Source organism: Variovorax sp. OK212, from assembly GCF_900112425.1.
GTDB lineage: Bacteria > Pseudomonadota > Gammaproteobacteria > Burkholderiales > Burkholderiaceae_C > Variovorax.
This window is the reverse complement of sequence record NZ_FOLP01000001.1, coordinates 435,863-462,338: the sequence shown is the minus strand read 5'-3', so window position 1 is coordinate 462,338 and position 26,476 is coordinate 435,863. Positions and strand designations below refer to the sequence as shown.

The following is a 26,476-nucleotide window of genomic DNA, read 5'->3' as shown; positions in this document are numbered from 1 at the left end:
CGTGCTCAGACCAGCATCCCGCCGGACACCTCGATGCGCTGGGCATTCACCCAGCGATTCCCCTCTCCCAGCACGCTGGCGATCGCACCGCCCACATCGTCGGGCAGGCCCGCGCGTCCCAGCGCGGTGAAGCCGGCCACCATGGCGTTGACCTGCGGGTTGTCGCGCACCATGCCTCCGCTGAAGTCGGTCTCGATCGCGCCCGGCGCGATCGTGTTCACCGCGATGCCGCGCGCGCCGAGTTCCTTGGCGAGGTAGCGCGTCAGCGTTTCCACGCCGCCCTTCATCGCGGCGTACGCCGAAGCGCCGGCCATGGCGAAGCGCGTCAGCCCCGACGACAGGTTCACGATGCGTCCGCCGTCGTTGATCAGCGGCAGCAGCTTCTGCGTGAGGAAGTAGGTGCCCTTGAAGTGGATGTTGAAGAGCATGTCGAACTGCGCTTCGGTCGTCTCCTCGAAGCTCGCATGCAGGCCGACACCGGCGTTGTTCACCAGGAAGTCGAAGCGCTCGCGCTGCCACGTGGCCGCCAGCGCCGCCTTCACCGCCTCGGCGAAGGCGGGGAAGGTCTTGCTGTCGCCGACGTCGAGCCGCAGCGCAACGGCGCGCCGGCCCTTCGCCTCGATCTCGGACACCACCGCCTGCGCGCCGGCTTCGTTCGACACGCAGGTCAGGATCACGTCGACGCCGTCGGCCGCGAGTGCCAGTGCGGCACTGCGCCCGAGGCCGCGGCTGCCGCCGGTGATGAGCGCGATGCGGGAAGCGCCGGAGCGGGGGGAAGCGGTCATTTCAAAGTCCTCGGTGGGTGGATCGGCAGGTCGATGAGCGGACTTTAAGAATTACCGCCAGTCAGATAAATCCCGCGAAACAGTGCACACCGTTATCCAAAAAGATAACAATCTGGCGCCATGAACGCCGACGAACTGCGCATCTTCTCCAGGGTCGCCGAGCTCGCGAGCTTCAGCCGCGCCGCCGACCAGCTCGGGCTGACCCGCGCGCGCGTGTCGGTGGCCGTGCAGCAGCTCGAGGAGCGGCTCGGCACGCGGCTGCTGCAGCGCACCACGCGCAGCGTGCGCCTCACCGAAGACGGCCAGCGCTTTCTGGCGCGCTGCAAGGAGTACCTGTCCGAAGGCGAGCAGCTGGCCGCCATGTTCCGCCCACACGCCAGCGGCCTGACCGGGCGGCTGCGCATCGACCTGCCGAACGTGGTGGCGCGCGACTTCGTCATTCCGCGGCTGCCCGAGTTCCTGGCGCGGCATCCGGCGCTGGAGGTCGGCATCAGCACCACCGACCGCCATGTCGACCTCGTGCATGAAGGCTTCGACTGCGTGCTGCGCATGGGCGTGCTCGGCGATGCGGACTTCGTCGCGCGGCCGATCGGCTTCATGCGCATGGCCAATGCCGCGAGCCCGGCCTACCTGCAGGCGCACGGCACGCCACGCACGCTGGCCGACCTGGCGCAGCACCGCATCGTTCACTTCGCGCAGACGCTGGCGTCGAACGATGCGGGCTGGGAATACCTCGACCCCGCCGACGGGCTCTACAAGGTGCAGCCGATGCGCGCCACCGTCACGGTGAACGGCACCGATGCCTACCAGGCGGCCGCGCTGGCCGGCCTGGGCTTCATCCAGGCGCCGGCCGTGGGGCTGGAGGCCAGCGCCGCGAGAGGCGCGCTGGTGCTGGTGATGCCGGAGTTCAACGCGCGGCCGATGCCCGTGTCGCTGCTGTACGCCAACCGCCGCCAGCTCGCGCCACGCGTGCAGGCCATGATGGACTGGCTGACGGAGATCCTGTCGCCCTACTTCGCGGATGACCGCAACGCCAGCGGCACCAGCGACATCGACGGCATCAGTGCCCCCAGCGCAGCACCATCGGATCGAGCCGCTTCGCCGTCTCGATCAGCCCGGCGCGCGTCTCGGGGTGCATCGCCGGCAGCGGGTGCCGCGGCGCCTCGCAAGCGATCACGCCGCCCTCCTTCATGAGCGACTTGCAGGCCAGCAGCCCCGCTTGCCGGTTCTCGTAGTTGATCAGCGGCAGCCACTGCTGGTACAGCGCAAAGGCCTTGTCGCGGTCGCCCGCGCGGTGCGCCTCGATGATCGGGCGAATGCCGTCGGGGTAGCCGCCACCCGTCATCGAACCGGTGGCACCGGCATCGAGGTCGGGCATCAGCGTGATGGCTTCCTCGCCGTCCCACGGCCCTTCGATGGCGTCGCCGCCCAGGCGGATCAGCTCGCGCAGCTTGGCGGCCGCGCCGGGCGTCTCGATCTTGAAGTACGCCACCTGCTCGATCTCCTTGGCCATGCGCGCAAGAAACGGCGCCGACAGCACCGTGCCGCTGGCCGGTGCGTCCTGGACCATGACGGGAATGCCCACCGCGTCCGACAGCCGCGCATAGAACTCAAAGATCTGCGGCTCGGGCACGCGGAAGGTCGCGCCGTGGTACGGCGGCATCACCATCAGCATGGCCGCGCCCATGTCCTGCGCGCGCCGGCTGCGCTCCGCGCACACCTTGGTGCTGTAGTGCGTGGTGGTCACGATCACCGGCACGCGGCCCTTCACGTGTTCGAGGATCTCGCGCGTGAGCACTTCGCGCTCTTCGTCGGACAGCACGAACTGTTCGGAGAAATTCGCCAGGATGCACAGGCCGTCGGAGCCCGCGTCGATCATGAAGTCGACGCAGCGCTTCTGGCTCTCGATGTCGAGCGCGCCCTGTTCGGTGAAGGTGGTGGGCACCACCGGAAAGATGCCGCGGTATCTGGGGTTCATGGTGTCTGTCTTCTGTGGATTCAATGCGAATGGCGGGGCACGGCGGAGCCTCTGCAGCCCACCAGAAAGTCGAAGTCGCAGCCTTCGTCGGCCTGCAGCACGTGGTTGACGTACAGCTTCTGGTAGCCGCCGCCGCGCGTGCTCATCGGCTGTGCGTCTGCGGCCGACAGCGACGCGAGCCGCGCGGCCAGTTCTTCGTCGCTGATGTCCAGGTGCAGGCGCCCCGCATCGCAGTCGAGCTCGATCCAGTCGCCGTCGCGCACCGCCGCCAGCGGCCCGCCGTCCGCCGCCTCGGGCGCCACGTGCAGCACCACGGTGCCGTAGGCCGTGCCGCTCATGCGTGCGTCCGAGATGCGCACCATGTCCTTCACGCCCTGGCGCAGCAGCTTGGGCGGCAGGCCCATGTTGCCGACCTCGGCCATGCCGGGGTAGCCCTTGGGGCCGCAGTTCTTCAGCACCATCACGCAGCTGGCGTCGATGTCGAGGTCTTCGTCGACGATGCGCTCCTTGTAGTGCTCCAGGTTCTCGAACACCACCGCGCGGCCGCGGTGCTTCAGCAGCTCCGGGGATGCGGCCGAGGGCTTGAGCACCGCGCCGCGCGGCGACAGGTTGCCGCGCAGGATGCGGATGCCGCCGTCGGCAATGAGCGGTTTGTCGAGCGGGCGGATCACCTCGTCGTCGAAGCTCGGCGCCTCGCGCACGTTGTCCCAGATCGACTGGCCGTTGACCGTGAGCGCGCCGGGGTGCGGCAGCAGCCCGTTCTCGCCCAGCCGGCGCAGCACGGCGGGCAGGCCGCCGGCGTAATAGAACTCCTCCATGAGGAAGCGGCCCGAGGGCATCAGGTCGACGATGGTCGGCGTGTGGCTGCCGATGCGCGTCCAGTCTTCCAGCTCCAGCTCGACGCCGATGCGCCCCGCGATCGCCTTCAGGTGGATCACCGCGTTGGTCGATCCGCCGATGGCCGCGTTCACGCGGATGGCGTTCTCGAAAGCCTCGCGCGTGAGGATCTTCGACAGCGTGAGCCCGTCCTTCGCCATCTGCACCGCGCGCATGCCCGACATCTGCGCGAGCACGTAGCGCCGCGCATCCACCGCCGGAATGGCCGCGTTGTGCGGCAGCGAAGTGCCCAGCGCCTCGGCCATGCAGGCCATGGTGGAGGCCGTGCCCATCGTGTTGCAGGTGCCTGCCGAACGCGACATGCCGCCTTCGGCCGACAGGAACTGGTGCAGGTTGATCTCGCCCGCCTTCAGCGACTCGTGCAGCTGCCACACGGCCGTGCCCGAACCGATGTTCTTGCCTTCGAGCTTGCCGTTGAGCATCGGCCCGCCCGTGACCACGATGGCCGGGATGTCGCAGCTCGCCGCGCCCATCAGCAGCGCGGGCGTGGTCTTGTCGCAGCCCGTGAGCAGCACCACCGCGTCGACCGGGTTGCCGCGGATGGCTTCCTCCACGTCCATGCTCGCGAGGTTGCGCGTGAGCATGGCCGTGGGCCGCAGGTTCGACTCGCCGTTGGAGAACACCGGGAACTCCACCGGAAAACCGCCCGCCTCCGAGATGCCGCGCTTCACGTGCTCGGCGATCTTGCGGAAGTGCGCGTTGCACGGCGTCAGCTCCGACCAGGTGTTGCAGATGCCGATGATCGGGCGGCCATCGAACTCGTGGTCCGGAATGCCCTGGTTCTTCATCCAGCTGCGGTACATGAAGCCGTTCTTGTCGGCCGACCCGAACCATTCGGTGGAGCGCAGCTTCTTCGGGGGGTTCTTGGAGGTGGGGTCCGGCATGCGGAAGTGTCCTGAGTGCGAGAGAAGAAAGAGAAAAAGGAGGCAGGAAGGCCGTCAGCGCCGCGGGGCGCGCGAGGTGAAGAAGCGCTGCAGCAGGCAGAACACGAACAGCAGCGCGCCCACCACGATGCGGGTCCACCACGAACTCAGCGTGCCATCGAAGGAGATCAGCGTCTGGATGATCCCGAGCATCAGCACGCCGAACAGCGTGCCCGCCACGTAGCCCACGCCGCCGGTGAGCAGCGTGCCGCCGATCACCACCGCCGCGATGGCGTCGAGCTCCAGCCCCACCGCGTGCAGGCCGTAGCCCGAAAGCATGTAGAAGGTGAAGATCACGCCGGCCAGCGCCGAGCAGAAGCCCGAGAGCGTGTACACGCCGATGAGCGTGCGGCGCACCGGCAGGCCCATCAGCATGGCCGAATGCTCGCTGCCGCCGATGGCGTACACCGCGCGGCCGAAGGGCGTGCAGTGCGCCACGAACACCGCCGCCAGCAGCACCGCCACCGCGATCACCGCGCTGATCGACACCGAGGCCTCGCCCCAGATCGGAATGCGGATCTGCGAGACCTCGGAGTAGAACTCGTTGGTGATGCTGATCGAATCGATGCTGATCAGGTAGCACAGCCCGCGCGCCAGGAACATGCCGGCCAGCGTGACGATGAAGGGCTGCAGCCGGTAGCGTTCGATCAGCAGGCCCATGAACGCGCCGAAGGCCGTGCCCATTGCCAGCACCAGCGGAATCACGATGCCGGGGCTCCAGCCGTGCTTCTCGACCAGCGAGGCCGACACCATGGTGGTGAGCGCAATCACCGAGCCCACCGACAGGTCGATGCCGCCCGAGAGAATCACGAAGGTCATGCCCACGGCCACGACGATCAGGAAGGCGTTGTCGATCAGCAGGTTGAGGAACACCTGCGCCGAGAAGAAGCCGTCGTAGAACACCGAACCCAGCGTGGCCACCAGCACGAACAGCGAAATGGTCGCCGCCAGCGGCAGGTACTTCGGGTTGAGCCCTCCCCTTCGCTTGCCCTGGGTCTTGCCCCCTCTCCCGCTTGCGGGAGAGGGCTGGGGTGAGGGTGCCGAATCGATCACCGCGCTCATGCCCGTCCCCCTTCATGCGCCGGCCGCTGCACCAGCGACCTTACCTCCGCCCTGAACTCCGGCGACTGCAGCAGCATCACCGCGAACACCACGCCCGCCTTCACGACGAGGTTGATCTCCGGCGGCACGCCCAATGAATAGATCGCATAGGTCAGCGTCTGGATGATCAGCGCGCCGATCACGCTGCCCACCAGGCTGAAGCGCCCGCCGGTCAGCGCCGTGCCGCCCAGCGTCACGGCCAGGATCGCGTCGAGCTCGATGAGCTGGCCCGCGTTGTTGCCGTCCGCGCTCTTCACGTTGGAGCTGATCAACAGCCCCGCCACGCCGGCGCACGCACCGCAGAACGCATAGGCCCCGACGACCAGCCGCCGCGCCTGCACGCCCGCCACGCGCGCCGCCGTCGGGTTGATGCCCACCGCCTGGATGAACAGGCCCAGCGCCGTGCGCGTGATCGCCAGGTACAGCAGCACGAACACCGCCGCCACGATGAACAGCGAGAACGGCAAGCCCAGCAGGTAGCCGCTGCCGAGGAAGAAGAAGGGCTTGTAGTAGATCGTGATGATCTGCCCGTCGGCGATGAGCTGCGCGATGCCGCGGCCGGCCACCATCAGGATCAGCGTCGCGATGATCGGTTGCATGCCCACCTTGGCCACCAGCAGGCCGTTCCACAGGCCGCACAGCAGCGCGATGCCGATGGCCGCGAGGATGGCGAGCGGCATCGGGAAGCGGCTGACGTCGTTGGCCACCGAGCCGCCGATCATCCAGGCCGCGAGTGCCGCTGCGATGGCCACCACTGCGCCCACCGAGATGTCAATGCCACGCGTGGCGATCACCAGTGTCATGCCCAGCGACACCAGCACCAGCGGCGCCGCGCGGTTGAGGATGTCGATCAGGCTGCCGTAGAGATGGCCGTCTCGCCATTCGAGATGCAGGAAGCTGGCGTTGAAGGCGGTGTTGACCGCGAGCAGGAGCAGCAGCGTGACGATGGGCCAGGCGAGCCGATGGCTCATGAGCGATGAGAGGCGTGTCATGGATTTGCTCCTTCCCCTTCCGGGGGAAGGCTGGGATGGGGGCAAGCGGTCTTCACCCCCGCGCAGTGTTGGAGGCCGCGCGCCCCCAACCCGACCCTCCCCCGGGAGGGGAGGGAGAAAGACAGGGACAGGCGGTGACCCATGAGCAATGAGATGCGTGTCATGTCTTCGGCCTTGCTCCTTCCCCTTCCGGGGGAAGGCTGGGATGGGGGCAAGAGGCCTTTACCGCCGCGCAGTATTGGAGGCCGCGCGCCCCCACCCCGACCCTCCCCCGGGAGGGGAGGGAGACAGACAGGAAGACGGCGCGTTTCATGCGGCTGCAATCATTTCGTAGACCTCGTCCTCCGAACTGCCGCCCGGCAGCTCCCCCACCTTCTTCCGGTCGCGCAGCACCACGATGCGGTGCGCCACGCGCACCACTTCGCTCATTTCCGACGAGATGAAGATCACCGCCATGCCCGCCTTCGCGAGCCGCAGGATCTCTTCCATGATTTCCTGCTTGGCTGCCACGTCGATGCCGCGCGTGGGCTCGTCCAGGATCAACAGCCGCGGCTCCGTCGCGAGCCAGCGCGCGATCATGGCCTTCTGCTGGTTGCCGCCCGAGAGCAGGCCGATGGGCGTTTCGACGCTCGCGGTCTTGATGCCCAGCGACTTGACGAAGCGCTCGGCCATCTCGGTCTGCTCGGCATGCGACAGGAAGCGCCTGGCGCCAAGGCGCGCCTGCAGTGCCAGCGCGATGTTCTCGCGCACCGACAGTTCGGAGACGATGCCGTCGGTCTTGCGCTCTTCGGGGCACAGCGCCAGACCCTCGCGAATGGCGTCGGCGGGGTTCGAGAAACCGACCGAACGGCCGTCGACCTTCAGCACGCCGCGGTCCGGTGTTTCGAGGCCGAACAGCAACCGTGCCAACTCCGTGCGGCCCGCGCCCAGCAGGCCGGCGATGCCGACGACCTCGCCCGCGCGCACGCGCAGGTCGGTCGCCTGCAGCTGGCCGGCCTGGCCCAGGCCTTCGGCCTGAAGCAATGCCGGCGCCGCTTCATCGAACGCGGGCAATGCCGCCGGGCGTGCCGACTGCGCCGCCAGCTCGCGCCCGAGCATCGCCGCGATCAGCGCCTGCGGCCCCAGGTCCGCCGCGCGCCATTCGCCGATCCAGCTGCCGTTGCGCAGCACCGTGATGCGGTCCGACACTGCGTACATCTGGTTGAGAAAGTGCGTCACGAAGACGATGGCCAGCCCTTCGCCGCGCAAGCGCCGCAGCACCTCGAACAGCTTCTCCACCTCGTCGTCGTCCAGGCTCGAGGTCGGCTCGTCGAGGATCAGCACCTTCGACGACACGCCCAGCGCGCGCGCAATCGCCACCATCTGCTGCACCGCCACCGAGTAGCTCGACAGCAGCCGCGTCACGTCGATGTCCAGGCCGATGCGCGCCAGCAGCTCCTCGGCGCGCCGGTTCACCGCGGCCCAGTCGATGCGAAACCCCTGCGCCACGCCGCGGCGCGGATAGCGCCCCGCGAACACGTTCTCCGCCACCGACAAATTGGGGCACAGGTTCACCTCCTGGTAGACCGTGCTGATGCCCAGCTTCTGCGCATCGAGCGGCGAGGCCGGGTGGATCGGCCGGCCGTCCAGGGCGATCTCGCCGCCGCTGGACGGCAGCACGCCCGTCAGCACCTTGATGAGCGTCGACTTGCCGGCGCCGTTCTGCCCCATCAGCGCGTGGATCTCGCCGGGGTACAGGTTCAGCTGTACGTCGCGCAGCACCGGGATGCCGCCGAACTGCTTGTGGATGCCCCGAAGCGCGAGCACGGGGCGGTTGGCGGTGCCGTCGGTCATGCGCTGCTACTTGTTCTTGTTGTAGACGTCGATGAACACCGCCGCCAGCAGCACCAGGCCCTTGATGACCTGCTGGTAGTCGATGCCGATGCCCAGGATCGACATGCCGTTGTTCATCACGCCCATGATGAAGGCGCCGATGACCGCGCCCATCACCCGGCCCACGCCGCCCGAGGCCGATGCGCCGCCGATGAAGCAGGCCGCGATCACGTCGAGCTCGAAGCCCAGGCCCGCCTTGGGCGTGGCCGTGTTGAGCCGCGCCGCGAACACCAGCCCGGCCAGCGCCGCGAGCGCGCCCATGTTCACGAAGGTGAGGAACGCGAGGCGCTGCGTCTTCACGCCCGACAGCCGCGCCGCCTTCTCGTTGCCGCCCAGCGCATAGATGCGCCGGCCGATGGTGGTGCGGTTGGTGACGAAGTCGTACACCACGATCAGCACCGCCATCACGATGAGCACGTTGGGCAGGCCCTTGTAGGTCGAGAGCAGGTAGCTGAAGAACAGGATGATGGCCGCAAAGAACAGGTTCTTCACCAGGAAGAACGCATACGGCTCCTGCTCCATGCCGTGCGCCGCCAGCTTGGCGCGCCCGCGCAGCTTGAAGAACACCAGCGCCGCGGCGGCCAGCGCGCCGACGACCAGCGATGTGGTGCGCAGGCCGCCCGCACCGCCGCCGCCCAGCGGATCGGGAATGAAGCCCGAGCTCAGCCGCTGGAACGCCTCCGGAAAAGGCCCCACCGACTGCCCCGCCAGCAGCGCCAGCGTGAGCCCCTTGAACACCAGCATGCCCGCGAGCGTGACGATGAACGACGGTATCTTGCGAAACGCCACGAACCAGCCCTGCGCCGCGCCGATGACCGCGCCCGCCAGGATGCTCACGATGGCCGTGGGCACGAAGTGCCACTCGTACTCCACCATCAGCACCGCCGCCAGCGCGCCGATGAAGCCGCACACCGAGCCCACCGACAAATCGATGTGCCCGGCCACGATCACCAGCAGCATGCCCAGCGCCATGATGACCACGTAGCTGTTCTGCAGCAGCAGGTTGGTGAGGTTCAGCGGGCGCAGCAGCGTGCCGTCGGTCAGCACCTGGAACAGCACCATGATCGCGACCAGCGAGATCAGCATGCCGTACTCGCGCAGGTTGTTCTTCAGGAAGCCGGCATGCAGCTTCGGCGCATCGGTCATTGGCACGGCGGCCTTCACCGCGTTGACTTCAGGCTGCTGCATGGACACTGCTCCCCGCGCTCACGATGGCGTGCATGATGCGTTCCTGCGAGGCTTCGGCCGCCGTGAACTCGGCCACGAAGCGCCCCTCGTTCATCACGTAGATGCGGTCGCACATGCCGAGCAGTTCCGGCAGTTCCGAAGAGATCATGAGAATGCCTTTGCCCTCGCTCGCGAGCTGGTCGATGATGGTGTAGATCTCGTACTTGGCGCCCACGTCGATGCCGCGCGTGGGCTCGTCGAGAATCAGCAGCTCGGGCTTGGTGAAGAGCCACTTGCTCAGTACCACCTTCTGCTGGTTGCCGCCCGACAGGTTGACCACCAGCTGCTCGACGCCCGAACAGCGGATGTTGAGCGCCTTGCGGTACTCGTTGGCCACTTTGAACTCGCGGCCGCTGTCGATCACCGACGAATCGGCGATCGCGTCCAGGTTGGCCAGGCTGATGTTCTTGCGGATGTCTTCCTCCAGCACCAGCCCCAGGCCCTTGCGGTCTTCGGTCACGTAGGCAATGCCGTGGTCGATGGCCTTGCGCACGGTGCTCACGTCCACCGGCTTGCCGTGCATGTGCACCGAGCCGCTGATGCGCTGGCCGTAGGACTTGCCGAACATGCTCATGGCCAGCTCGGTGCGGCCTGCGCCCATGAGGCCGGCAATGCCCACGATCTCGCCCTGGCGCACGGTCAGGCTCACGCCCTTGATCTGTTCGCGGTCGGCGTGCAGCGCGTGGTGCACGCGCCAGTCGCGCACCTCGAACACGGTGGCGCCGATCTTCGGCGCGCGCTGCGGATAGCGGTGCGCCATGTCGCGCCCCACCATGTCGCGGATGATGCGGTCCTCGCTGATCGGCTGGCCGCGGCAGTCCATGGTCTCCACCGTGGCGCCGTCGCGCAGCACCGTCACCGAGTCGGCCACCTTGGCGATCTCGTTGAGCTTGTGCGAGATGAGGATCGACGCGATGCCCTGGCGCTTGAGCTCGAGCAGCAGCATGAGCAGCGCGTCGCTGTCGTTCTCGTTGAGGCTGGCGGTGGGCTCGTCCAGGATCAGCAGCTTCACCTCCTTGGCCAGCGCCTTGGCGATTTCCACCAGCTGCTGCTTGCCCACGCCCAGGTCGGTCACCAGCGTGGTGGGCGGCTCCTTCAGGCCCACCTTGGCGAGCAGCTCGCGCGTCTTCGCATAGGCGGCGAACCAGTCGATCACGCCGCCGCTGGCGATCTCGTTGCCCAGGAAGATGTTCTCGGCAATCGACAGCAGCGGCACCAGCGCCAGTTCCTGGTGAATGATGATGATGCCGAGCTTCTCGCTGTCCGCAATGCCCCGGAAGCGGCGCACCTCGCCCTCGAAGTGGATCTCTCCCTCGTACGAGTCGCACGGGTAGACGCCACTCAGCACCTTCATGAGCGTCGACTTGCCCGCGCCGTTCTCGCCGACCACCGCGTGGATCTCCCCGGCGCGCACGCCGAGGTTGACGTTGCTCAGCGCCTTCACGCCGGGAAAGGTCTTGGTGATGCCGCGCATCTCGAGGATGGCGCCGGCACCCGCGCTGCTTCCTTCGTTGCTCACTTGATCTGGCTTTCCTTGTAGTAGCCGCTGTCGACCAGCACCGTCTTCCAGTTCGAGGCGTCCACGCTCACCGGCTTCAGCAGGTACGACGGCACCACCTTGATGCCGTTGTTGTAGGTCTTGGTGTCGTTCACCTCGGGCGTCTTTCCCGAGAGCATCGCGTCCACCATGGCCACCGTCACCTTCGCCAGCTCGCGCGTGTCCTTGAACACGGTGGAGGTCTGCTCCTTGCGCAGGATCGACTTCACCGAAGGCACCTCGGCGTCCTGCCCCGACACGATGGGCATCGGCTGCGAGGCCGAGCCGTAGCCCACGCCCTTGAGCGACGACAGGATGCCGATGGACAGCCCGTCGTAGGGCGACAGCACGGCATCGACGCGGTCCTTGGTGTAGTAGGCCGACAGCAGGTTGTCCATGCGCGCCTGCGCCACCGCGCCGTCCCAGCGCAAGGTGCCGACCTTCTCCATGCCCATCTGCTTGCTGCGCACCACCAGCTTGCCGCTGTCGATGTAGGGCTTGAGCACCGAGAGCGCGCCGTTGTAGAAGAAGAAGGCGTTGTTGTCGTCGGGCGAGCCGCCGAACAGCTCGATGTTGAACGGACCCTTGCCGCTCTTGAGCCCCAGCGCGTTCTCGATCGACTGCGCCTGCAGCACGCCGACCTGGAAGTTGTCGAAGGTGGCGTAGTAGTCGACGTTCTTCGAGCCCTTGATGAGCCGGTCGTACGCGATGACCTTCACGCCCTTGTCGGCCGCCTTCTGCAGCACGTCGGACAGCGTGGTGCCGTCGATGGCCGCGATCACCAGCACCTTGGAGCCCTTGGTCACCATGTTCTCGATCTGCGCGAGCTGGTTCGGGATGTCGTCGTCGGCGTACTGCAGGTCGGTCTTGTAGCCCTTGTCCTTGAAGTACTTGGCCATGTTGGCGCCGTCGGCGATCCAGCGTGCCGACGACTTGGTGGGCATCGAGATGGCGATCAGGCCCTTGTCCTGCGCGTTGGCCAGGGGCGTGAAGCCGACGATGGCCAGTGCGACGCCCGCGAGCGACGCCTTGAGGAAGTTGCGTTTCATGTCGGGTCTTCCTCAGTACTTGCGGTTGGGGAACTCTTTGGCAGCGACTTCCATGGGGAAGATGCTTTCCACCGTGACGATGCGCTTGGGCAGCGTCTTGCCGTCCTTGATGTCCTTCACCGCCTGCATCAGCTGCGGCCCGAGCAGCGGGCTGCATTCGACCGACACGTTGAGCTTGCCGGCGATCATGGCTTCGAAGGCGCCCTTCACCCCGTCGATCGAGATGATGGTGATGTCCTTGGCCGGCTTCAGGCCCGCCTCCTCGATGGCCTGGATCGCGCCGATGGCCATGTCGTCGTTGTGCGCGTAGAGCACGTTGATCTTCTTGCCCTCGGCCTTCAGGAAGGCTTCCATCACTTCCTTGCCCTTGGCGCGCGTGAAGTCGCCGGTCTGCGAGCGGATGATCTTGAACTTCGGGTCGGCCTTGATGATTTCCTCGAAGCCCTTCTTGCGGTCGATGGCCGGCGCCGAGCCCACGGTGCCCTGCAGCTCGACGATGTTCACCTCGCCCTTCTGGTCCTTCATCTTCTCGACCAGCCAGCGCCCGGCCTTGCGGCCTTCCTCGGTGAAGTCCGAACCCATGAAGGTCACGTACAGCGAGTCGTCCTTGGTGTTGACGGAGCGGTCGGTCAGCACCACCGGGATCTTGGCGGCCTTGGCCTCGCGCAGCACGGTTTCCCAGCCCGACTCGACCACGGGCGAGAAGGCGATCACGTCGACCTTCTGCGCGATGTAGGAGCGGATGGCCTTGATCTGGTTTTCCTGCTTCTGCTGCGCGTCGGAGAACTTCAGCTCGATGCCCGCGTCCTTGGCGGACGACTTGATCGACTCGGTGTTGGCGGTGCGCCATTCGCTTTCGGCGCCGACCTGCGCGAAGCCCAGCACGAGCTTCTTCTGCGCGAGGGCGGACACGGGCAGCAGGCCGCTCAAGGCGGCAGCGGCGAGCGCGGTGTTGAGGGTGCGGCGATTCATGGTCATGGGATGTCTCCTTCTGTTGACTTGCTTGTTGAGAACCGATCGAGAACCGTTGTGGTGGGTCAGGCCAGCATGTAGCCGGTCTTCACCGTCGTGTAGAACTCCGCGGCGTGGCGACCTTGTTCGCGCGGCCCGTAGCCCGACCCCTTGCGTCCGCCGAAGGGCACGTGAAAGTCGACCCCCGCGGTCGGCAGATTGACCATCGTCATGCCGACCACGGCATGGCGCCTGAAGTGCATGGCGTGCTTGAGCGAATTGGTGCAGATGCCCGCGCACAGGCCGAAGGGCGTGTCGTTGCACAGCGCCAGCGCTTCGTCGTAGTCGTCCGCGCGCAGCACGCAGGCCAGCGGGCCGAAGATTTCCTCGCGCGCGATGCGGTGCGCGGGCTTGGCCAGGAACAGCGCGGGGCTCATGTAGTGGCCGGCGGTGGCGCGCTGCAGCGCCTCGCCGCCCCACACGTGCTCGGCCCCTTCTTCGCGCGCGATGCCAACCCAGGCCAGGTTCTGCGCCAGTCGCTCTTCGTCGGCCACCGGGCCGATGTCGACGCCGCGCTCCAGCGCGTGGCCGATCGTCAGTGTCTTCAGGCGCTGGCGCAGCCTGGCGACGAAAGCGTCGTGCACCGCGGCCTCGACGATGAGCCGGCTCGACGCCGTGCAGCGCTGGCCGGCGGAGAAGTAGGCGCCCTGCACCGCGCAGTCGACGGCGCGGTCGAGGTCGGCGTCGGCCAGCACCACCAAGGCGTTCTTGCCGCCGGTTTCGAGCTGCACCTTGGCGCGCCGCGCGGCGGCCGCCTGCAGCACGCGCTCGCCGTTGGCGGCCGAACCGGTGAAGCTCAGCGCATCGACCAGCGCGCTGTCGACCAGCGCCTGCCCCACTTCGCGGCCGCTGCCCATGACGAGGTTGAACGCGCCGGCCGGCAAGGCAGCGCGGCTGATGATCTCGGCCAGCGCCCAGCCGCAGGCCGGCACCAGTTCGGCCGGCTTGAACACCACGCTGTTGCCATGGGCCAGCGCGGGCGCGATCTTCCAGGCGGGAATGACGAAGGGCGAGTTCCACGGCGTGATGAGCCCGACCACGCCCACCGGTTCGCGCGTGACGTCGACCTGCACGCCCGCGCGCGCCGAGGCCACGTTCTCGCTGCCACCGCCGCCGGCGCCGCCACGAAAGGCTTCGCCCGCGAAGAACTTGAAGATCTGGCCCGCGCGCGCCACCTCGGCCACGGCCTCGGGCAAGGTCTTGCCCTCTTCGCGTGCCAGCAGCAGGCCCAGGTCGTCCTTGCGGGCGAGCAGCTCGGCGCCGATGCGGTCGAGCACGTCGGCGCGCCGCTGCGGCGTGCTGTGGCTCCAGTGCGGAAAGGCCTCGGTGGCGGCGCGAATGGCGAACTCGGCCTGGCGGCGGTCGGCGCGCGCGTACTCGGCCACCACTTCGCTGGTGTCCGAGGGATTGGCGCTCACACCGGTGGTCGCGCTGGTTTCCCAGCGGCCGTTGATGTACTGCCGCACGTTCTGATGGATCTCGCCGTGAATCACCGTGGCGTGGCCCTTGTCTCTGTTGTTCTGGATCTGAGGCAAGTCTAGGAACAGAATCGATATCGATCCAATCGTTTTTTCGACAAAATGCATATCGATCGCCGGATTCTGGAAAACCCGGTCAGACCTTCGTTTTCACAGAAATGACCAACTACAACCACTGGTTCATCCGCGCCCGGCTCAAGACCCGGCAACTGCTGTTGCTGGTCGCGCTGGCCGAGGAAGGCAACATCCACCGCGCCGCGCAGGTGCTCAACATGACGCAGCCCGCGGCCTCCAAGCTGCTGAAGGACCTGGAGGACGTGCTGGAGGTGCCGCTGTTCGACCGGCTGCCGCGCGGCATGCGCCCGACCTGGTACGGCGAGACCATGATCCGCCACGCCCGCGTGGCGCTGGCCAGCCTGAACCAGGCGCACGACGAGCTCACCGCGCTGAAGGCCGGGCGCTTCGGCCAGGTGAGCGTGGGCACCATCACCGCGCCGGGCCTCACGCTGATGCCGCCGGCCGTGGCCATGGTCAAGCGCGAGCAGCCCGACCTGCGCGTGTCGCTGGAGATCGAGACCAGCCCGGTGCTGATCGAGCGGCTCGAGCAGGGCAAGCTCGACATCCTGGTGGCGCGGCTGTTCGCCGAGCACGACAAGTCGCAGCTGCGCTACGAGGCGCTCACCGAGGAACCCGTGTGCGCGCTGGTGCGCCCCGGCCACCCGCTGCTGGGCGTGAGCAACCTCACGCTGCGCGACGTGGTGAGCGCCGGCTGGATCGTGCCGCCCGCGGGCAGCGTGCTGCGCCACCGCTTCGAGCTCATGTTCCAGGAAGAAGGCCTGGCGCCGCCGACCAACACCATCGAGAGCTCGGCGCTGCTGTTCATCACGCGCATGCTGCAGCAGAGCGACATGGTGGCCGTGCTGGCGACCGACGTGGCGCGCTACTACGCGGCGCACGGCATCGTGTCGCTGCTGCCGCTGGACATGCCCTGCCACATGGACGCCTTCGGCATCATCACGCGCACCGACCGGCTGCTGTCGCCGGCCGCCAAGGTGATGATGAAGGCGCTGAAGACCGCGAGCATGAGCGTGTACGGTCGCAAACTCGACATGAGCTGAACGTATAAATCGGCGCTCCACCCACCCACACCCGAGGACCGACCGATGACCGACGAAGAACGCGACCAGGCCATTCACGAGCTGGTGCTGTCCTACCTGGAAAGCGCCACGCCCGAGCAATGGCACGTGTATGCCGCGCGCTCCAACTACGACGACAACCTGCCCATGCTGCGCTGGCTGGTCGACAACCCGAAGCTCGACCGCGGCACCGCGCTGCTGATCTACTGGTACCTGGGCGCGGCCTGGTACGTGCAGTACGCCTCGGAGGAAGACATCGAGGACTACCAGCAGGAAGACTTCGAGGTGCTCAAGCTCATCGAGCAGCGCTATGCCGAGGGCTTCTATGCCGCGAGCCGCATCTGGTTCGCGCCGGAGCACTCCGAAGGCGGCGGCCCGGGCGACTACCCCGACCTGCCCAAACTGCGCCCCGTGCCCGTGCTCATGCTCGAAGAAGTGGGCACGGAGCCGGTCGACCTCGACCCCGAGCAGTACGACGACGGCATTCCGTTCGAGGTGGCCGAGAAGATCGAGGCGCTGTTCGACGACGCATGAGTGCCGCCGGGCGAATGGCGGGTGTGGCGCTCAGGTCCAGCCGGCGTCCACCGTGAACTCCTGCGCGGTGCACATCTTCGCGTCGTCCGACGCAAGGAACAGCACCATGCGCGCGATGTCTTCGGGCATCAGCTTGTCGGGCAGGCACTGGTTGCGCTTGAGCGACTTCTCGCCCTCGTCGTCCAGCCACAGCTTCACCTGCCGCTCGGTCATCACCCAGCCGGGCGACACGGTGTTGATGCGGATGCGGTCGCGGCCCAGGTCGACCGCCAGCCCGCGCGTGAGGCCGTTCACCGACGACTTGGCGATCGCGTAGCAGGGGTAGCCCGAACCCTTGGTCTGCCAGCCCGTGGAGCCCAGGTTGACCACCGAGCCGAAGCCCAGCCGCTTCATGCCCGGCACCACCGACTGGATCGCGAACAGCGCGGGCCGCTCGTTGATGGCCATGCGGTTGTCGTAGTAGTCGGGCGTGACCGACTCGAGCGTGTGGCGGTCGTCGCTGGCCACGTTGTTGACCAGCACCGCGAAGTCGCCGAGCTCGGCGGCGGCGTCGGCAATGGCCTTCTGCAGCGCGCCGATGTCGCGCACGTCGCAGGCGCGCCACCACGGCGCGGCGTGGCCGGCCCCGGTGATCTGCTGCGCGAGCGCCGCGCTGGCTTCGCCGGCGATGTCGACGAAGGCCACGCGCGCGCCCTGCGCCGCGAACGCCGCGACGATGGCCGCGCCGATACCGCTGCCGCCGCCGGTGACGAACACCGTGCGGCCCTTCAGGCTGGGATGGATGGAAAGCTGGGGGGAATTCAAGAAATGTCTCCGGATTGGCGAAAAGGCTGGACAACTGACATTGCAAATTGCATATCTATCGATGCCGATATTTTTAATTTCCGTTATCAATATGCCTTGATACGATCCGGCGCGTCAAGGAGACATGACGAGAAGAACGCCACAAGAAGGAAACCAAGCCATGAACAACCCAGAGACAAACACCCCTCCCCCTCTGCCTCTCACTCCCGCTCCTTCGCTCGCGGCGCCCGCGGTCGTGGGCGCGCTCGAATGCATCTGGCCCGCCGGCGCCAACCTCGGCGAAGGCACGCTGTGGTCGCAGCGCGAACAGGCGCTCTACTGGATCGACATCCTCACGCCGCGCCTGTTCCGCTACGACCCCGCCACCGGCGCGCAGCGGACCTGGACCTTCGACGAAGAGATCACCGCCATCGCCGAGCGCGCCACCGAGCCGGGCCTGTTCATCACGCTGCGCCGCGGCTTCGCGCTGTTCGACACCACCGCGCCGGGCGACGGCGCCCAGCCGCGCTACCTGCACCAGCCCGAACCCGAGCGCACCGGCAACCGCTTCAACGACGGCAAGTGCGACAGCCGCGGCCGCTTCTGGGCCGGCAGCATGGACTTCGACTGCAAGGCGCCCACCGGCGCGCTGTACCGCTACGACACCGACGGCCGCTGCACCAGGCACGACGACGGCTTCGAGGTGACCAACGGGCCGACGTGGTCGGGCGACGGCCGCACCATGTACTTCAACAACACGGTGCTCAACCGCCTCTACGCCTACGACTTCGACATGGACGCGGGCAGCGTGTCGAACCGCCGCGTGTGGCACCGCTTTCCCAAGCCCGACGGGCTGCCCGACGGCATGACCACCGACGCGGCCGGCCGGCTGTGGATCGCGCACTGGGGCGGCGCCTGCGTCACCTGCCACGACCCGCTGAGCGCGGTGGAGCTGTGCCGCATCGCGCTGCCCGCGAGCCATGTCACCGACTGCGCCTTCGGCGACGCCGACCTGTGCACGCTGTACATCACGACCGCGCGCAACGGCCTCACGCCCGAGCAGGAAGCCGCCGAGCCGCTGGCGGGCGGGCTCTTCAAGGTCCGCATCGGCAGCCCGGGCGTGCCGGCGGCGCTGTTCGCGGGCTGAGCGCTTCGGTCTCGCAGCGAGGGCCGACCGGCCCTCGGCGTTGCGTCGGATCAGGGTAAAACCTGATGAGCAAACGTTTGCGCAAACGTTTTCTTTCTTGGAATAATCCGATCCGCCGATGTTCCAGCGACAGACCCCCACACCCTCCCGAACGCAGCCGCCGCAGCCGCCCAGCCCGCGCAGCGCCGAATACGAAGACGACACGCTGCGCGGCCCGGAGCCCGGGCCGGCGTGCGCGCATGCGAACCTGGTGCGCTGCGTGGCCCACGGATCGCCCTCGCCGCACGAGCGCTGGCACTACCACGACGACCACGAACTGCACCTGGTCGTGGCAACGCACGGCAAGGCCTACATCGGCGACGACATCGCGGGCTTCGCGCCGGGCTTCCTGGTGCTCATCGGGCCGCGCGTGCCGCACAACCTGGTGTCCACCGATGCGCCCGAGGGCGGCGTGGCCGTGCGCAGCCTCGCGATCCAGTTCAAGGAAGACACGCTGCGCGAGGCGACGCAGCTGTTCCCCGAGCTGCTGGACGCGATGGCGTTCCTGGGCCGCGCGCGGCACGGCGTCGAGTTTCTCGGCGCCAGCGACGACATCCGCCGGCGCATGCACCGCGTGCAGGCCGAATCGGGACTCGCGCGCTTCGCGGAGTTCGCGCGGCTGCTGAACGACCTGGCGCACTGGCCGTCATGCCGCGCGCTGTCGTCGACCGACACCGCGCTGCACCACGCCGGCTCGCCGCGCAAGATCGAGAAGGTGCTCGCGCACATCCACGCGCACTGCGCGCAGGAGCTCTCGCTGGAAAGCGTCAGCAGCCACGCGGGCATGAGCAAGGGCGCGTTCTCGCGCTTCTTCCGCCGCGCCACGGGCCATACCTTCACCGAGTTCGTGACGCGCGCGCGCATCACCGAGGCATGCCGCATGCTGCGCGACGGGCGCGAGCAGATCGCCAGCATCTGCTACCTGGTCGGGTTCAACAACGTGTCGAACTTCAACCGGCACTTTCGCCGCCTCAAGGGCGTGACGCCCGGCGAGTACCGCAGCGACACCGCCTACCGCAGGCCCCGTGGCGCCACGATGCACGCCGGCGTCACCCACGCACGCTGAAGCGGTGCTCGGTCGCGCTGTGGAAGCGCTCGCCGGGCCGCAGCACGGTCGACGGAAAGCCCGGCTGGTTCGGTGAATCGGGGAAGTGCTGCGTTTCCAGGCACAGCCCGTCGCCCTGGCGCAGGCTGGCGCCCTCGCTGCCGAACAGGCTGCCGTCGAGGAAATTGCCCGAATAGAACTGCACGCCCGGCTGGCTGGTGTGCACCTCCATCACGCGGCCCGAGGCGTCGTGCTCCAGGCGCGCCGCAAGCGCGAGGCCGTGGGGCGCGTCGCCGCGGTCGAGCACCCAGTTGTGGTCGTAGCCGTGCGCGCGCAGCAGCTGCTCGTGCCCTTCGCGGATGCGCTCGCCGATGCGCGTCGGCGTGCGGAAGTCGAAGGGCGTGGCGGCCACGTCGGCCAGCCCGAGCGGAATCAGCGTGGCGTCGACCGGGCAGTAGCGGCTCGCCGCAATCGTCAGCCGGTGGTCGAGCACCGAGCCGCCGCCGGCCAGGTTGAAGTAGTCGTGGTGGCTCAGGTTGAGCACCGTGGGCCGGTCGGTGGTGGCGCTGTAGTCGATGCGCCAGGTGTCGGTGTCCGCGGGCAGCGTGTAGCGCAGCGCGAGCTGCACTTCGCCGGGGTAGCCCTCCTCGCCGTCGGCGCTGGTGTAGCGCAGCTCGATGGCAACGTCGCCGCCGTTCTCCTGCGCCGGCAGCGGCGCCATGTCCCAGTAGCGCTTGCCGAAGCCCGTGGCGCCGCCGTGCAGCGAGTTCACGCCGTTGTTCAGGCCCAGCTGGTGCGCCGTGCCGTCGAGCGTGAAGCGCCCGCCCGCGACGCGGTTCGCATAGCGCCCGACGACGGTGCCGAAGTGCGGATGCGGCTTCAGGTACTCGGCCAGCGAGGGCAGGCCCAGCACCACGTTCGCGCTGCGCCCGTGGCGGTCGGGCACGCGCAGCGCGGTGACGATGCCGCCCAGGTTGATGGCGCTCAGGCTCAGGCCGCGGCCGTTGTCGAGGGTGTATTCGGTCACGGGCCGGCCGTCGGGCATGTGGCCGTATTCGCGCGCGGTGATGGTGCTGCTGCTCATGCGTGGGCTGTCTCCAGGGTCTGTTGTGGTTGCTCTTGTCGCTGCGTCGCTGCGTCGATGTCGCGTGCTCCGCGTTCCTTGCCGCCCTACTGCGGCGCCGCCTCGCGCGCGCACTGCGACGCGGTGCGCAGACCGATGCCGTCGGTGAGGTCGTGGTACAGCGGCGGCTCCGCCGCGTGCGTCTGCACCTCGATGCGGTGGCCGGCCTTGGCCACCGCGTCGCCGAAGCGCTCCTGCAGCGCGAAGGGCGTGTTGCGGTCTTCGCGGCTGCCGATCAGCACGATGCGCCGCGCCGGGTCGCGCACGATGCCCGGCACGTGGTCCAGCGGGTCGTAGAACTGCGTGCTGCCCGTGGTGTCGGTGCGCCCGCCCTTCGACTGGCCCAGCAGGCGCGCACGCTCCAGCAGGCCGTAGGCGCCCGAGGTCAGCACCGCGCAGGCGATGCGCGTGCGCCCCATGGTCAGCAGCGCGGCGCCCGCGGTGGCGCCGCCGCTGTGGCCGAGGATCACGATGCGCTGCAGCCGGTGGCGCTGCATCAGCGCGTCGAGCGCGGCGTCGAGCGCATGGAACTCCACCGGCTCGCGCCGCCTGCGGTGATCGCCCGAAGAGCCGTAGGTGCCGGGCCGCGCCATGAAGATCCACGGCACGCCCGCGCGATCGCGGCTGCGTTGCGCGTCGAGCGTGCGAAGGGCCTCCGTGTTGCCGGAGATGCGCGTGGGCGCCTGGTTCATCACGCTGTCGCGGTCGCCCGAGAACTGCACGATGGCCACGCGCGCGCCGTCGATGTCGTTGCTCGCGAAGTAGCGGATGCAGGCCGGGCCTTCGGCGGGCTGCACCCAGAGGTAGCCGCGGCGGTCGGGGCAACTCGCGCGGTCGGCCGGCTGGTTCCAGTGCAGCACCTCGTCGTTGCTGGCGGCGAAGGGCCGCGGCACGTCGGGGCCGGTGCGTTGCGCGCACGCCGTTTGCACCAGCGCCAGCACCACGAGGGCGCAGCGCGCGTGCCGCAGGAAGAAGGCCGATGCGCTCACAGCTGCTCCAGCAGGCCGGGGATGTGGCCGAAGTCCGACCGGTCGCGGTCGCCCTTCACCAGCACCAGGTCGCCGTCGCGCAGGATGCCGCCGAGGTAGCCCGCAAGCTGCGTGGCGTCGTCGAAGTGCGGGCCGAGCAGGCCGGCCGGCATTTCCTCGCGCAGCCAGCGCATTTCCTCGCCGTGCGTCACCAGGTGCTCGATGCCCGACGCGAGCACCGGCGCGGCCAGGCCGCGGTGCATGGCCTCGGCCTCGTTGTCGAGGTTGACGATGCGCCCCAGCACGCCGATCTTGCGCACCACCGGCCCGTGCGGCGCGCGCTGGTAGGTGCGCACGAACTCCATGGCGTTGCGCATCGACATGACCTCGGCGTTCCAGCTGTCGTCGATCAGCGTGGCCTGCACGCCGGCCCGGGTGCGCAGCGCGCGCACCTGCATCACGGAGGCGGGCAGCCGCACCTGCGGCATGCGCGCGCAGGCGGCTTCGGCGTCGAAGCCCATGGCCATCAGCGCGGCGAAGGCCAGCGCCGAATTGCGCACCAGCCCCGCGCTGTCCACCGGGAAGATGTACTCGTGCGTGCGCCCCGGCACGGCGATACGCACGCGGCAACCGCCACCGGGCTCGGGCCGGGTGTCGAGCACGCGCACGTTGGCGTCCGGCCCGGTGCCCACCACCCAGATGGCGCCCGCGGTGCAGGCCGCGGCGTCCACCACCTGCCGCAGGCAGGCCATGTGATCGGGCACGATGGCCACGCCGCCGGGCTCCAGCCCCAGGAAGATGCGCGACTTGTACTCGGCCGTGAGCGCCAGCGTGGACGCCTGGCGGGTCTGCGACAGGCCGATCTCGGTGATGACGGCCACGTGCGGCCGCGCCATCAGCGAGATGGGGCCACGGTCCATCCACAGGCCGCTTTGCGCCATCTCGAGGATGCACACGTCGGTGTCGGGCGCCAGGCCGGCCAGGGTGGCCGGCACGCCCACGCGCGAGTTGTAGTTGCCGACGGTGGTGTGCACGCGCGCGCGCTCGGGCAACAGGTCGCGCAGCATGGCGATGGTGGACGACTTGCCGACCGTGCCGGTCACGCCCACCACGAAGCCCCGGTAGCGCTCGCGCGCGGCGGCGCCCATGGCGATCAGGGCGGCGATCGGGTCGGCCACCTGCAGCAGCGGGAACGCCGGGTCGAGCCCGTCGACCGGGTGCGCGACGACCGCACCGGCCAGCGCGCCATGCAGCGCGGGCAACTCGCGGTGGCTGTCCCATCGGTCCGGGCGCGGCTTGCTGTAGTTCTCATGCGCGGCCAGCGTGGGGAAGTCCGAGGCGATGAACAGCGCGGGCCTGGGCAGCAGGCCCATCTGCACCGGGCCGCGCACCACTGAATTGGCGAGCCAGCCGGGCGGTGGCGCGACCAGCCACTGCCCGCCCGTGGCCTGCTGCAGTTGCGCGGCGGTCCAGGCCGGCTCGGGGCTTGCGCCCGCGCCGGGCCGGTCGGCCGCGAGGGTGGGCGCGCCGCGCTGCGGCAGCGGCGTGGGCAGCGCCGGCACGCGCAGCCCGCACCACAGCGCCAGGCGGCGCGGCGGCGGCTCGGCCATGCCGGGCGAACCGGTGCGCAGGCGCACTTCGAGCTGCAGCACGTCGCTGCTCATCAGGCTGGCGCGCGGCGGACGCAGGCCGTAGCGGTCGCGGTAGATGCGCCCCGGCTCCCAGCGGCTGGTGGGCCACATCCAGTCGCAGGGGTCGTGGTCCATGCCCGTGCCCCACGCGGGCATGCGGGTGCTGCGCATCGGCAGCGCGCGGAACTGGATGCGCAGGTCCTGCGTCACCGGTGCGTCGGCGCTCCAGAAGGACTCGACCCACAGCAGCCGCCGTCCGGCGATCTGCCGGGGCGCGCAGCGCAGGCCCAGGAGCCGCAGCGGGCCCAGTTGCAGCGGCGTGATGCGTGCATCGTCGGGCACCGCGTCGACCGTCCATTCGGGGCGCGGCACCGGCGCCGGGCCGATGACGGGGGCCGGGGGCAACGCCGGCGGCGTGTCGTCCGCGCGGACGGCGAGGCGCCCGGGCTGCAGTTCGGGCGGTGAGAGGCGCACCGCGCAACGCCCGTTCGGCAGCAACGTCATCTCGGTGCCGAGCGCACGGCACTGCGCGGCGAAGCGTTCGCAGAGCGCGCTGGCCTCGTCGCCCTCGCGCTGCCGCGAGAACCCGAAGCCGACGCCGATGGGTGTGAACACCACCTCCTCGACGCCGCGCAATCCCAGCGTGAGCGAGAACACGCCGCCGTCGCCCAGGTCGTCGCGCACGGAGTCGAACAGCAGGTCGCCCGCGTCGTGCAGGATCGGCCGGCCGCGGTAGACCTCGATGCCCTGCAGCACGTGCGCCGAGGTGCCGAGCACCGCGTCGGCGCCTGCATCGACAAGCGCGTGGCCGACCGCGATCTCGGCCTTCGAAGGCACCGTCTCGAGGTTGTCGCCCCAGTGCACCGCCACCAGCACCACGTCGGCCTCGCGGCGCGCGGCCTCGATGCGCGGCGCCAGCGTGGCGGTCCAGGCGCCGGGGTCGTCCAGCGGCAGCCAGGCGGCACCCGGGCGCTCGACGCTCGCAGCGAAGCGCGGCTGCGTGGCGTCGAGCGAGAACAGCGCCACGCGCACGCCGCCCGCGCGGCGCAACGCGGGGCGCAGCGCGGCCTCCAGCGTGGGGCCGGTGCCGGCATGGGCGATGCCCGCGGCGTCGAGCAGGCCCTGCTGCTCCACGAGCGCCTCGGGTCCGTAGTCGCCGCTGTGGTTGTTGGCGGTGGCCACCATGCCGATGCCGGCCTCGGTGAGCACCGCGAGCATCTCGGGCCGCGCGCGGTAGTAGTACGGCGCGGTCTCGTCCTTGTCCACGCCCTGCTCGCCCGCGGTCGCCACCACGCATTCGAGGTTGACGATGCGCAGGTCGGCCTCGCGCAGCGCGGGAATGTCGCCAAGCATCCGGTGCGCACCGCCCAGCTCGTGCAGGCGGTAGTGCTGGCGGCGCGCCAGGTTCACGTCGCCGCCCCAGGCCACCACGCCGGTGGCGGCCATCGGGCTTGCAGGGGCCGCCACCGGCGCGGTGGCGGCGCGCTGTGCCTCGCCTTCCTTCAGCATCCGGTGGTAGGCCACATACCCCGAGAGGTAATGCTCCACGTCGTCGATGCGCACGCGAAAGCTGTGGTGCTTGATGAAGAACGAACCGGCGATGCGCGCGGGGTTGCGGAAGAACATCGCCAGCTCGGGCCAGAAGTGGCCGTTGGCGAGGTAGCGCGCGCGGTACGCCAGCGCGCGATCAAACTTGGCGCGGTCGAGCCCGGCCAGCAGCGGCCGCAGCGCGGGGTCGGCCTCCAGCCGCAGCACCATCTCGCGCGCGGCCATCATCAGCTCGAGCAGCGTGGGGAAGGTGGTGATGCGCTCGAGCACGAAGTCGAGGTAGCCCGCCACGTTGCGCAGGCCGAACTGGTAGTAGCGCGTTTCGGGCCGGTAGCGCGTGAGCTCGTTCACGCAGTAGCTCAGCCAGTGGTCGTGCGCGCGCCAGTGCTCCGCGGCAATGAAGTGCTCGAAGGCCTTCTCGACGATCGCGAGCCAGCGCGCGTCGCGCGTGAGGCCGTACAGCCGCATCAGGCCGAAGGCGGCCTCGCCGTCGTAGTAGATGACGCGGAACTTCGCCTTCACGTCGAGCGCCGGCGCGTTGAGCACGTGCACGAAGCTGCCGGTCTGCGGGTCCTGCATGTGGCGGATGCCCAGCGCCAGCTGCTCCATGAGCGGCAGGTGCCGGCGGTCGCCCGTGAGCTCGGTGTACTTCACCAGCGCCAGCAGGCACACGGCGTTGCCGCCGAGCTTGACCTCGTTGCCGACGTCCAGCAGGTAGGCCGCGCGCGTGCCGTCGGGCAGGTGGGCGGGGCGGATCAGCGTGCCGGTCAGGAAGGCCAGCGAGCGGTCGATGGCGGCCTTGAGCTTGTCGTCTGTCGCGTCGGCGGCGCTGCCGCCGCGCGTGACCTCCCAGGCCTCGAGCATCGCGTAAGTCGAGCTCGCATGGCGCAGCGTGTTGTAGGTGGGAATGGCGCGGTCGAAGCACGGGAACCAGCCGTACGCGAACTCGCCCGTGGGCTTGACCTGCGCGGCGAGGTAGGCGCTGGCGTCTTCGACCATCGCGTGCACCTGCGGCGCGTTCCAGTCGTGCAGCGCGCGAAAGCCCGCCGCCTGCCCTTCGGCCTCGATCGGCCACGCGCCCTTGGCATCGGCGTACACGGCGCGCGTGGTGAAGCACCACACGGGCGTGCCGTCGTCCGACGGAAAGTCGATCTCGCGGCCGAAGCGGCGCTTGCCGTGCAGGCGCAGGTTGCCGGTGTTGGGCTCGGCATGGTCGACGTCGCCGTTGTAGAGGATGGCGCTGCCGTGCATTTCCTGCGCGAGCAGCGCAAGCTCGAACTGCGCGTCGAGCGCGATGCCCAGGTTGAAGTAGTTGCGCTTGGTTTGCGCCAACTTCGCTTTCAGCGCGCCCCAGGTCATGGGCGTCACCTGGTCGACCACCTCGGCGCGCAGGCGCTGCGGCGGCCGGGCGGCGCGGCGGACCTGCGCATCGGCCGCCTTCGCGGCGGCCTGCCATGCGGCCTCGATGTCGGTGCCGCGGCCCGAGACCACCCGCGCCCGGCTGCCGTCTTCGCCGACGGCGATCAGCACCACGTACCCGGCTTCGGCCGTGGCCGGCGACTCATCCTTCCGTGCGCCCCGCCATGCGCCCGAGGGATCCGACAGCGCTTGCCTGGCGCGGCGCAGGAGATCGACGAGGGGCGTGGAGCCTTGGGTGGGGTCTTGGTTCATT

The 26,476-nt window shown here is 69.0% G+C and carries 19 protein-coding genes and 1 pseudogene; 5 read left to right on the top strand and 15 right to left on the bottom strand.

Annotation, left to right across the window (positions count from 1 at the left end):
- Positions 1-5 precede the first annotated feature (5 nt).
- Positions 6-785 (bottom strand): SDR family NAD(P)-dependent oxidoreductase, encoded by a 780-nt coding sequence (locus BM004_RS02040; protein ID WP_093210976.1) that lies wholly within the window; start codon positions 783-785, stop codon positions 6-8.
- A 120-nt stretch (positions 786-905) separates the two neighbouring features.
- On the opposite strand from BM004_RS02040, the pseudogene BM004_RS02035 reads away from it, so the two are divergent.
- A pseudogene (locus BM004_RS02035) lies at positions 906-1,772 on the top strand (LysR family transcriptional regulator); the annotation flags it as partial.
- Between the two features lie 73 nt (positions 1,773-1,845).
- Here BM004_RS02035 and BM004_RS02030 read toward each other — a convergent pair.
- The 10 genes from BM004_RS02030 to BM004_RS01985 form a co-directional block, all read right to left on the bottom strand.
- On the bottom strand, positions 1,846-2,763 hold the full coding sequence (locus BM004_RS02030) for a dihydrodipicolinate synthase family protein (protein ID WP_093210974.1): 918 nt from the start codon (positions 2,761-2,763) through the stop codon (positions 1,846-1,848).
- A 20-nt stretch (positions 2,764-2,783) separates the two neighbouring features.
- Positions 2,784-4,544, bottom strand: a complete 1,761-nt coding sequence (locus tag BM004_RS02025; protein ID WP_093125670.1) for an IlvD/Edd family dehydratase — start codon at positions 4,542-4,544, stop codon at positions 2,784-2,786.
- A 54-nt stretch (positions 4,545-4,598) separates the two neighbouring features.
- Positions 4,599-5,645: a galactofuranose ABC transporter, permease protein YjfF gene (yjfF, locus tag BM004_RS02020; RefSeq protein WP_093125673.1), complete on the bottom strand. Its 1,047-nt coding sequence runs from the start codon at positions 5,643-5,645 to the stop codon at positions 4,599-4,601.
- Positions 5,642-6,676: an ABC transporter permease gene (locus tag BM004_RS02015; protein WP_093211963.1), complete on the bottom strand. Its 1,035-nt coding sequence runs from the start codon at positions 6,674-6,676 to the stop codon at positions 5,642-5,644. Before BM004_RS02015 ends, yjfF begins: the two co-directional genes overlap by 4 nt.
- A gap of 309 nt (positions 6,677-6,985) precedes the next feature.
- Complete coding sequence (locus tag BM004_RS02010; protein WP_093210972.1) at positions 6,986-8,509, bottom strand: sugar ABC transporter ATP-binding protein; 1,524 nt, start codon at positions 8,507-8,509, stop codon at positions 6,986-6,988.
- Positions 8,510-8,515: 6 nt separating this feature from the next.
- On the bottom strand, positions 8,516-9,736 hold the full coding sequence (mmsB, locus tag BM004_RS02005) for a multiple monosaccharide ABC transporter permease (protein ID WP_093210970.1): 1,221 nt from the start codon (positions 9,734-9,736) through the stop codon (positions 8,516-8,518).
- Positions 9,723-11,249: a multiple monosaccharide ABC transporter ATP-binding protein gene (gene mmsA / locus BM004_RS02000; protein ID WP_093211961.1), complete on the bottom strand. Its 1,527-nt coding sequence runs from the start codon at positions 11,247-11,249 to the stop codon at positions 9,723-9,725. The genes mmsB and mmsA overlap by 14 nt, the downstream gene beginning before the upstream one ends.
- 41 nt (positions 11,250-11,290) lie before the next feature.
- A complete protein-coding gene (gene chvE / locus BM004_RS01995; RefSeq protein ID WP_093125680.1) occupies positions 11,291-12,361 on the bottom strand; it encodes a multiple monosaccharide ABC transporter substrate-binding protein in 1,071 nt (356 codons plus the stop codon).
- A 12-nt stretch (positions 12,362-12,373) separates the two neighbouring features.
- Entirely contained in the window at positions 12,374-13,339 is a 966-nt protein-coding gene (locus BM004_RS01990) for an ABC transporter substrate-binding protein (RefSeq protein WP_093125683.1), read from the bottom strand.
- 59 nt (positions 13,340-13,398) lie between these two features.
- On the bottom strand, positions 13,399-14,865 hold the full coding sequence (locus BM004_RS01985; RefSeq protein ID WP_093126760.1) for an aldehyde dehydrogenase family protein: 1,467 nt from the start codon (positions 14,863-14,865) through the stop codon (positions 13,399-13,401).
- A gap of 143 nt (positions 14,866-15,008) precedes the next feature.
- Between BM004_RS01985 and BM004_RS01980 the strand changes: the two genes are divergently transcribed.
- On the top strand, positions 15,009-15,968 hold the full coding sequence (locus tag BM004_RS01980) for a LysR family transcriptional regulator (protein ID WP_093210968.1): 960 nt from the start codon (positions 15,009-15,011) through the stop codon (positions 15,966-15,968).
- 45 nt (positions 15,969-16,013) lie between these two features.
- Complete coding sequence (locus BM004_RS01975) at positions 16,014-16,520, top strand: DUF4274 domain-containing protein (protein ID WP_093210966.1); 507 nt, start codon at positions 16,014-16,016, stop codon at positions 16,518-16,520.
- Positions 16,521-16,550: 30 nt separating this feature from the next.
- On the opposite strand, the gene BM004_RS01970 is transcribed toward BM004_RS01975, so the two are convergent.
- Positions 16,551-17,324, bottom strand: coding sequence for an SDR family NAD(P)-dependent oxidoreductase (locus tag BM004_RS01970; RefSeq protein ID WP_093125690.1), 774 nt, complete (start codon positions 17,322-17,324; stop codon positions 16,551-16,553).
- 160 nt (positions 17,325-17,484) lie between these two features.
- Here BM004_RS01970 and BM004_RS01965 point away from each other — a divergent pair, with 160 nt between their 5' ends.
- Positions 17,485-18,450, top strand: a complete 966-nt coding sequence (locus BM004_RS01965; RefSeq protein WP_093210964.1) for an SMP-30/gluconolactonase/LRE family protein — start codon at positions 17,485-17,487, stop codon at positions 18,448-18,450.
- Positions 18,451-18,568: 118 nt separating this feature from the next.
- Positions 18,569-19,555 (top strand): AraC family transcriptional regulator, encoded by a 987-nt coding sequence (locus BM004_RS01960; protein WP_093210962.1) that lies wholly within the window; start codon positions 18,569-18,571, stop codon positions 19,553-19,555.
- Here BM004_RS01960 and BM004_RS01955 read toward each other — a convergent pair.
- The 3 genes from BM004_RS01955 to BM004_RS01945 all read right to left on the bottom strand — a co-directional run bounded on the left by BM004_RS01955 (position 19,539) and on the right by BM004_RS01945 (position 26,475).
- Positions 19,539-20,618, bottom strand: coding sequence for an aldose epimerase family protein (locus BM004_RS01955; RefSeq protein ID WP_093210960.1), 1,080 nt, complete (start codon positions 20,616-20,618; stop codon positions 19,539-19,541). The genes BM004_RS01960 and BM004_RS01955 overlap by 17 nt on opposite strands.
- 86 nt (positions 20,619-20,704) lie before the next feature.
- Complete coding sequence (locus tag BM004_RS01950) at positions 20,705-21,646, bottom strand: alpha/beta hydrolase family protein (RefSeq protein ID WP_256219754.1); 942 nt, start codon at positions 21,644-21,646, stop codon at positions 20,705-20,707.
- Positions 21,643-26,475 (bottom strand): CapA family protein, encoded by a 4,833-nt coding sequence (locus BM004_RS01945; protein ID WP_093210958.1) that lies wholly within the window; start codon positions 26,473-26,475, stop codon positions 21,643-21,645. Before BM004_RS01945 ends, BM004_RS01950 begins: the two co-directional genes overlap by 4 nt.
- Position 26,476 lies beyond the last annotated feature (1 nt).

What these genes read in the sequence shown, in the direction of transcription:
- BM004_RS02030 (WP_093210974.1), bottom strand. Translation starts at nt 2,763, where the DNA reads ATGAACCCCAGATACCGCGGCATCTTTCCGGTGGTGCCCACCACCTTC.
- mmsA (WP_093211961.1), bottom strand. Translation starts at nt 11,249, where the DNA reads ATGCGCGGCATCACCAAGACCTTTCCCGGCGTGAAGGCGCTGAGCAAC.
- BM004_RS01960 (WP_093210962.1), top strand. Translation starts at nt 18,569, where the DNA reads ATGTTCCAGCGACAGACCCCCACACCCTCCCGAACGCAGCCGCCGCAG.
- BM004_RS02015 (WP_093211963.1), bottom strand. Translation starts at nt 6,676, where the DNA reads ATGACACGCCTCTCATCGCTCATGAGCCATCGGCTCGCCTGGCCCATC.
- BM004_RS02010 (WP_093210972.1), bottom strand. Translation starts at nt 8,509, where the DNA reads ATGACCGACGGCACCGCCAACCGCCCCGTGCTCGCGCTTCGGGGCATC.
- BM004_RS01990 (WP_093125683.1), bottom strand. Translation starts at nt 13,339, where the DNA reads ATGACCATGAATCGCCGCACCCTCAACACCGCGCTCGCCGCTGCCGCC.
- mmsB (WP_093210970.1), bottom strand. Translation starts at nt 9,736, where the DNA reads ATGCAGCAGCCTGAAGTCAACGCGGTGAAGGCCGCCGTGCCAATGACC.
- yjfF (WP_093125673.1), bottom strand. Translation starts at nt 5,645, where the DNA reads ATGAGCGCGGTGATCGATTCGGCACCCTCACCCCAGCCCTCTCCCGCA.
- BM004_RS01945 (WP_093210958.1), bottom strand. Translation starts at nt 26,475, where the DNA reads ATGAACCAAGACCCCACCCAAGGCTCCACGCCCCTCGTCGATCTCCTG.
- BM004_RS02040 (WP_093210976.1), bottom strand. Translation starts at nt 785, where the DNA reads ATGACCGCTTCCCCCCGCTCCGGCGCTTCCCGCATCGCGCTCATCACC.
- BM004_RS01955 (WP_093210960.1), bottom strand. Translation starts at nt 20,618, where the DNA reads ATGAGCAGCAGCACCATCACCGCGCGCGAATACGGCCACATGCCCGAC.
- chvE (WP_093125680.1), bottom strand. Translation starts at nt 12,361, where the DNA reads ATGAAACGCAACTTCCTCAAGGCGTCGCTCGCGGGCGTCGCACTGGCC.
- BM004_RS01980 (WP_093210968.1), top strand. Translation starts at nt 15,009, where the DNA reads ATGACCAACTACAACCACTGGTTCATCCGCGCCCGGCTCAAGACCCGG.
- BM004_RS01965 (WP_093210964.1), top strand. Translation starts at nt 17,485, where the DNA reads ATGAACAACCCAGAGACAAACACCCCTCCCCCTCTGCCTCTCACTCCC.
- BM004_RS02025 (WP_093125670.1), bottom strand. Translation starts at nt 4,544, where the DNA reads ATGCCGGACCCCACCTCCAAGAACCCCCCGAAGAAGCTGCGCTCCACC.
- BM004_RS01975 (WP_093210966.1), top strand. Translation starts at nt 16,014, where the DNA reads ATGACCGACGAAGAACGCGACCAGGCCATTCACGAGCTGGTGCTGTCC.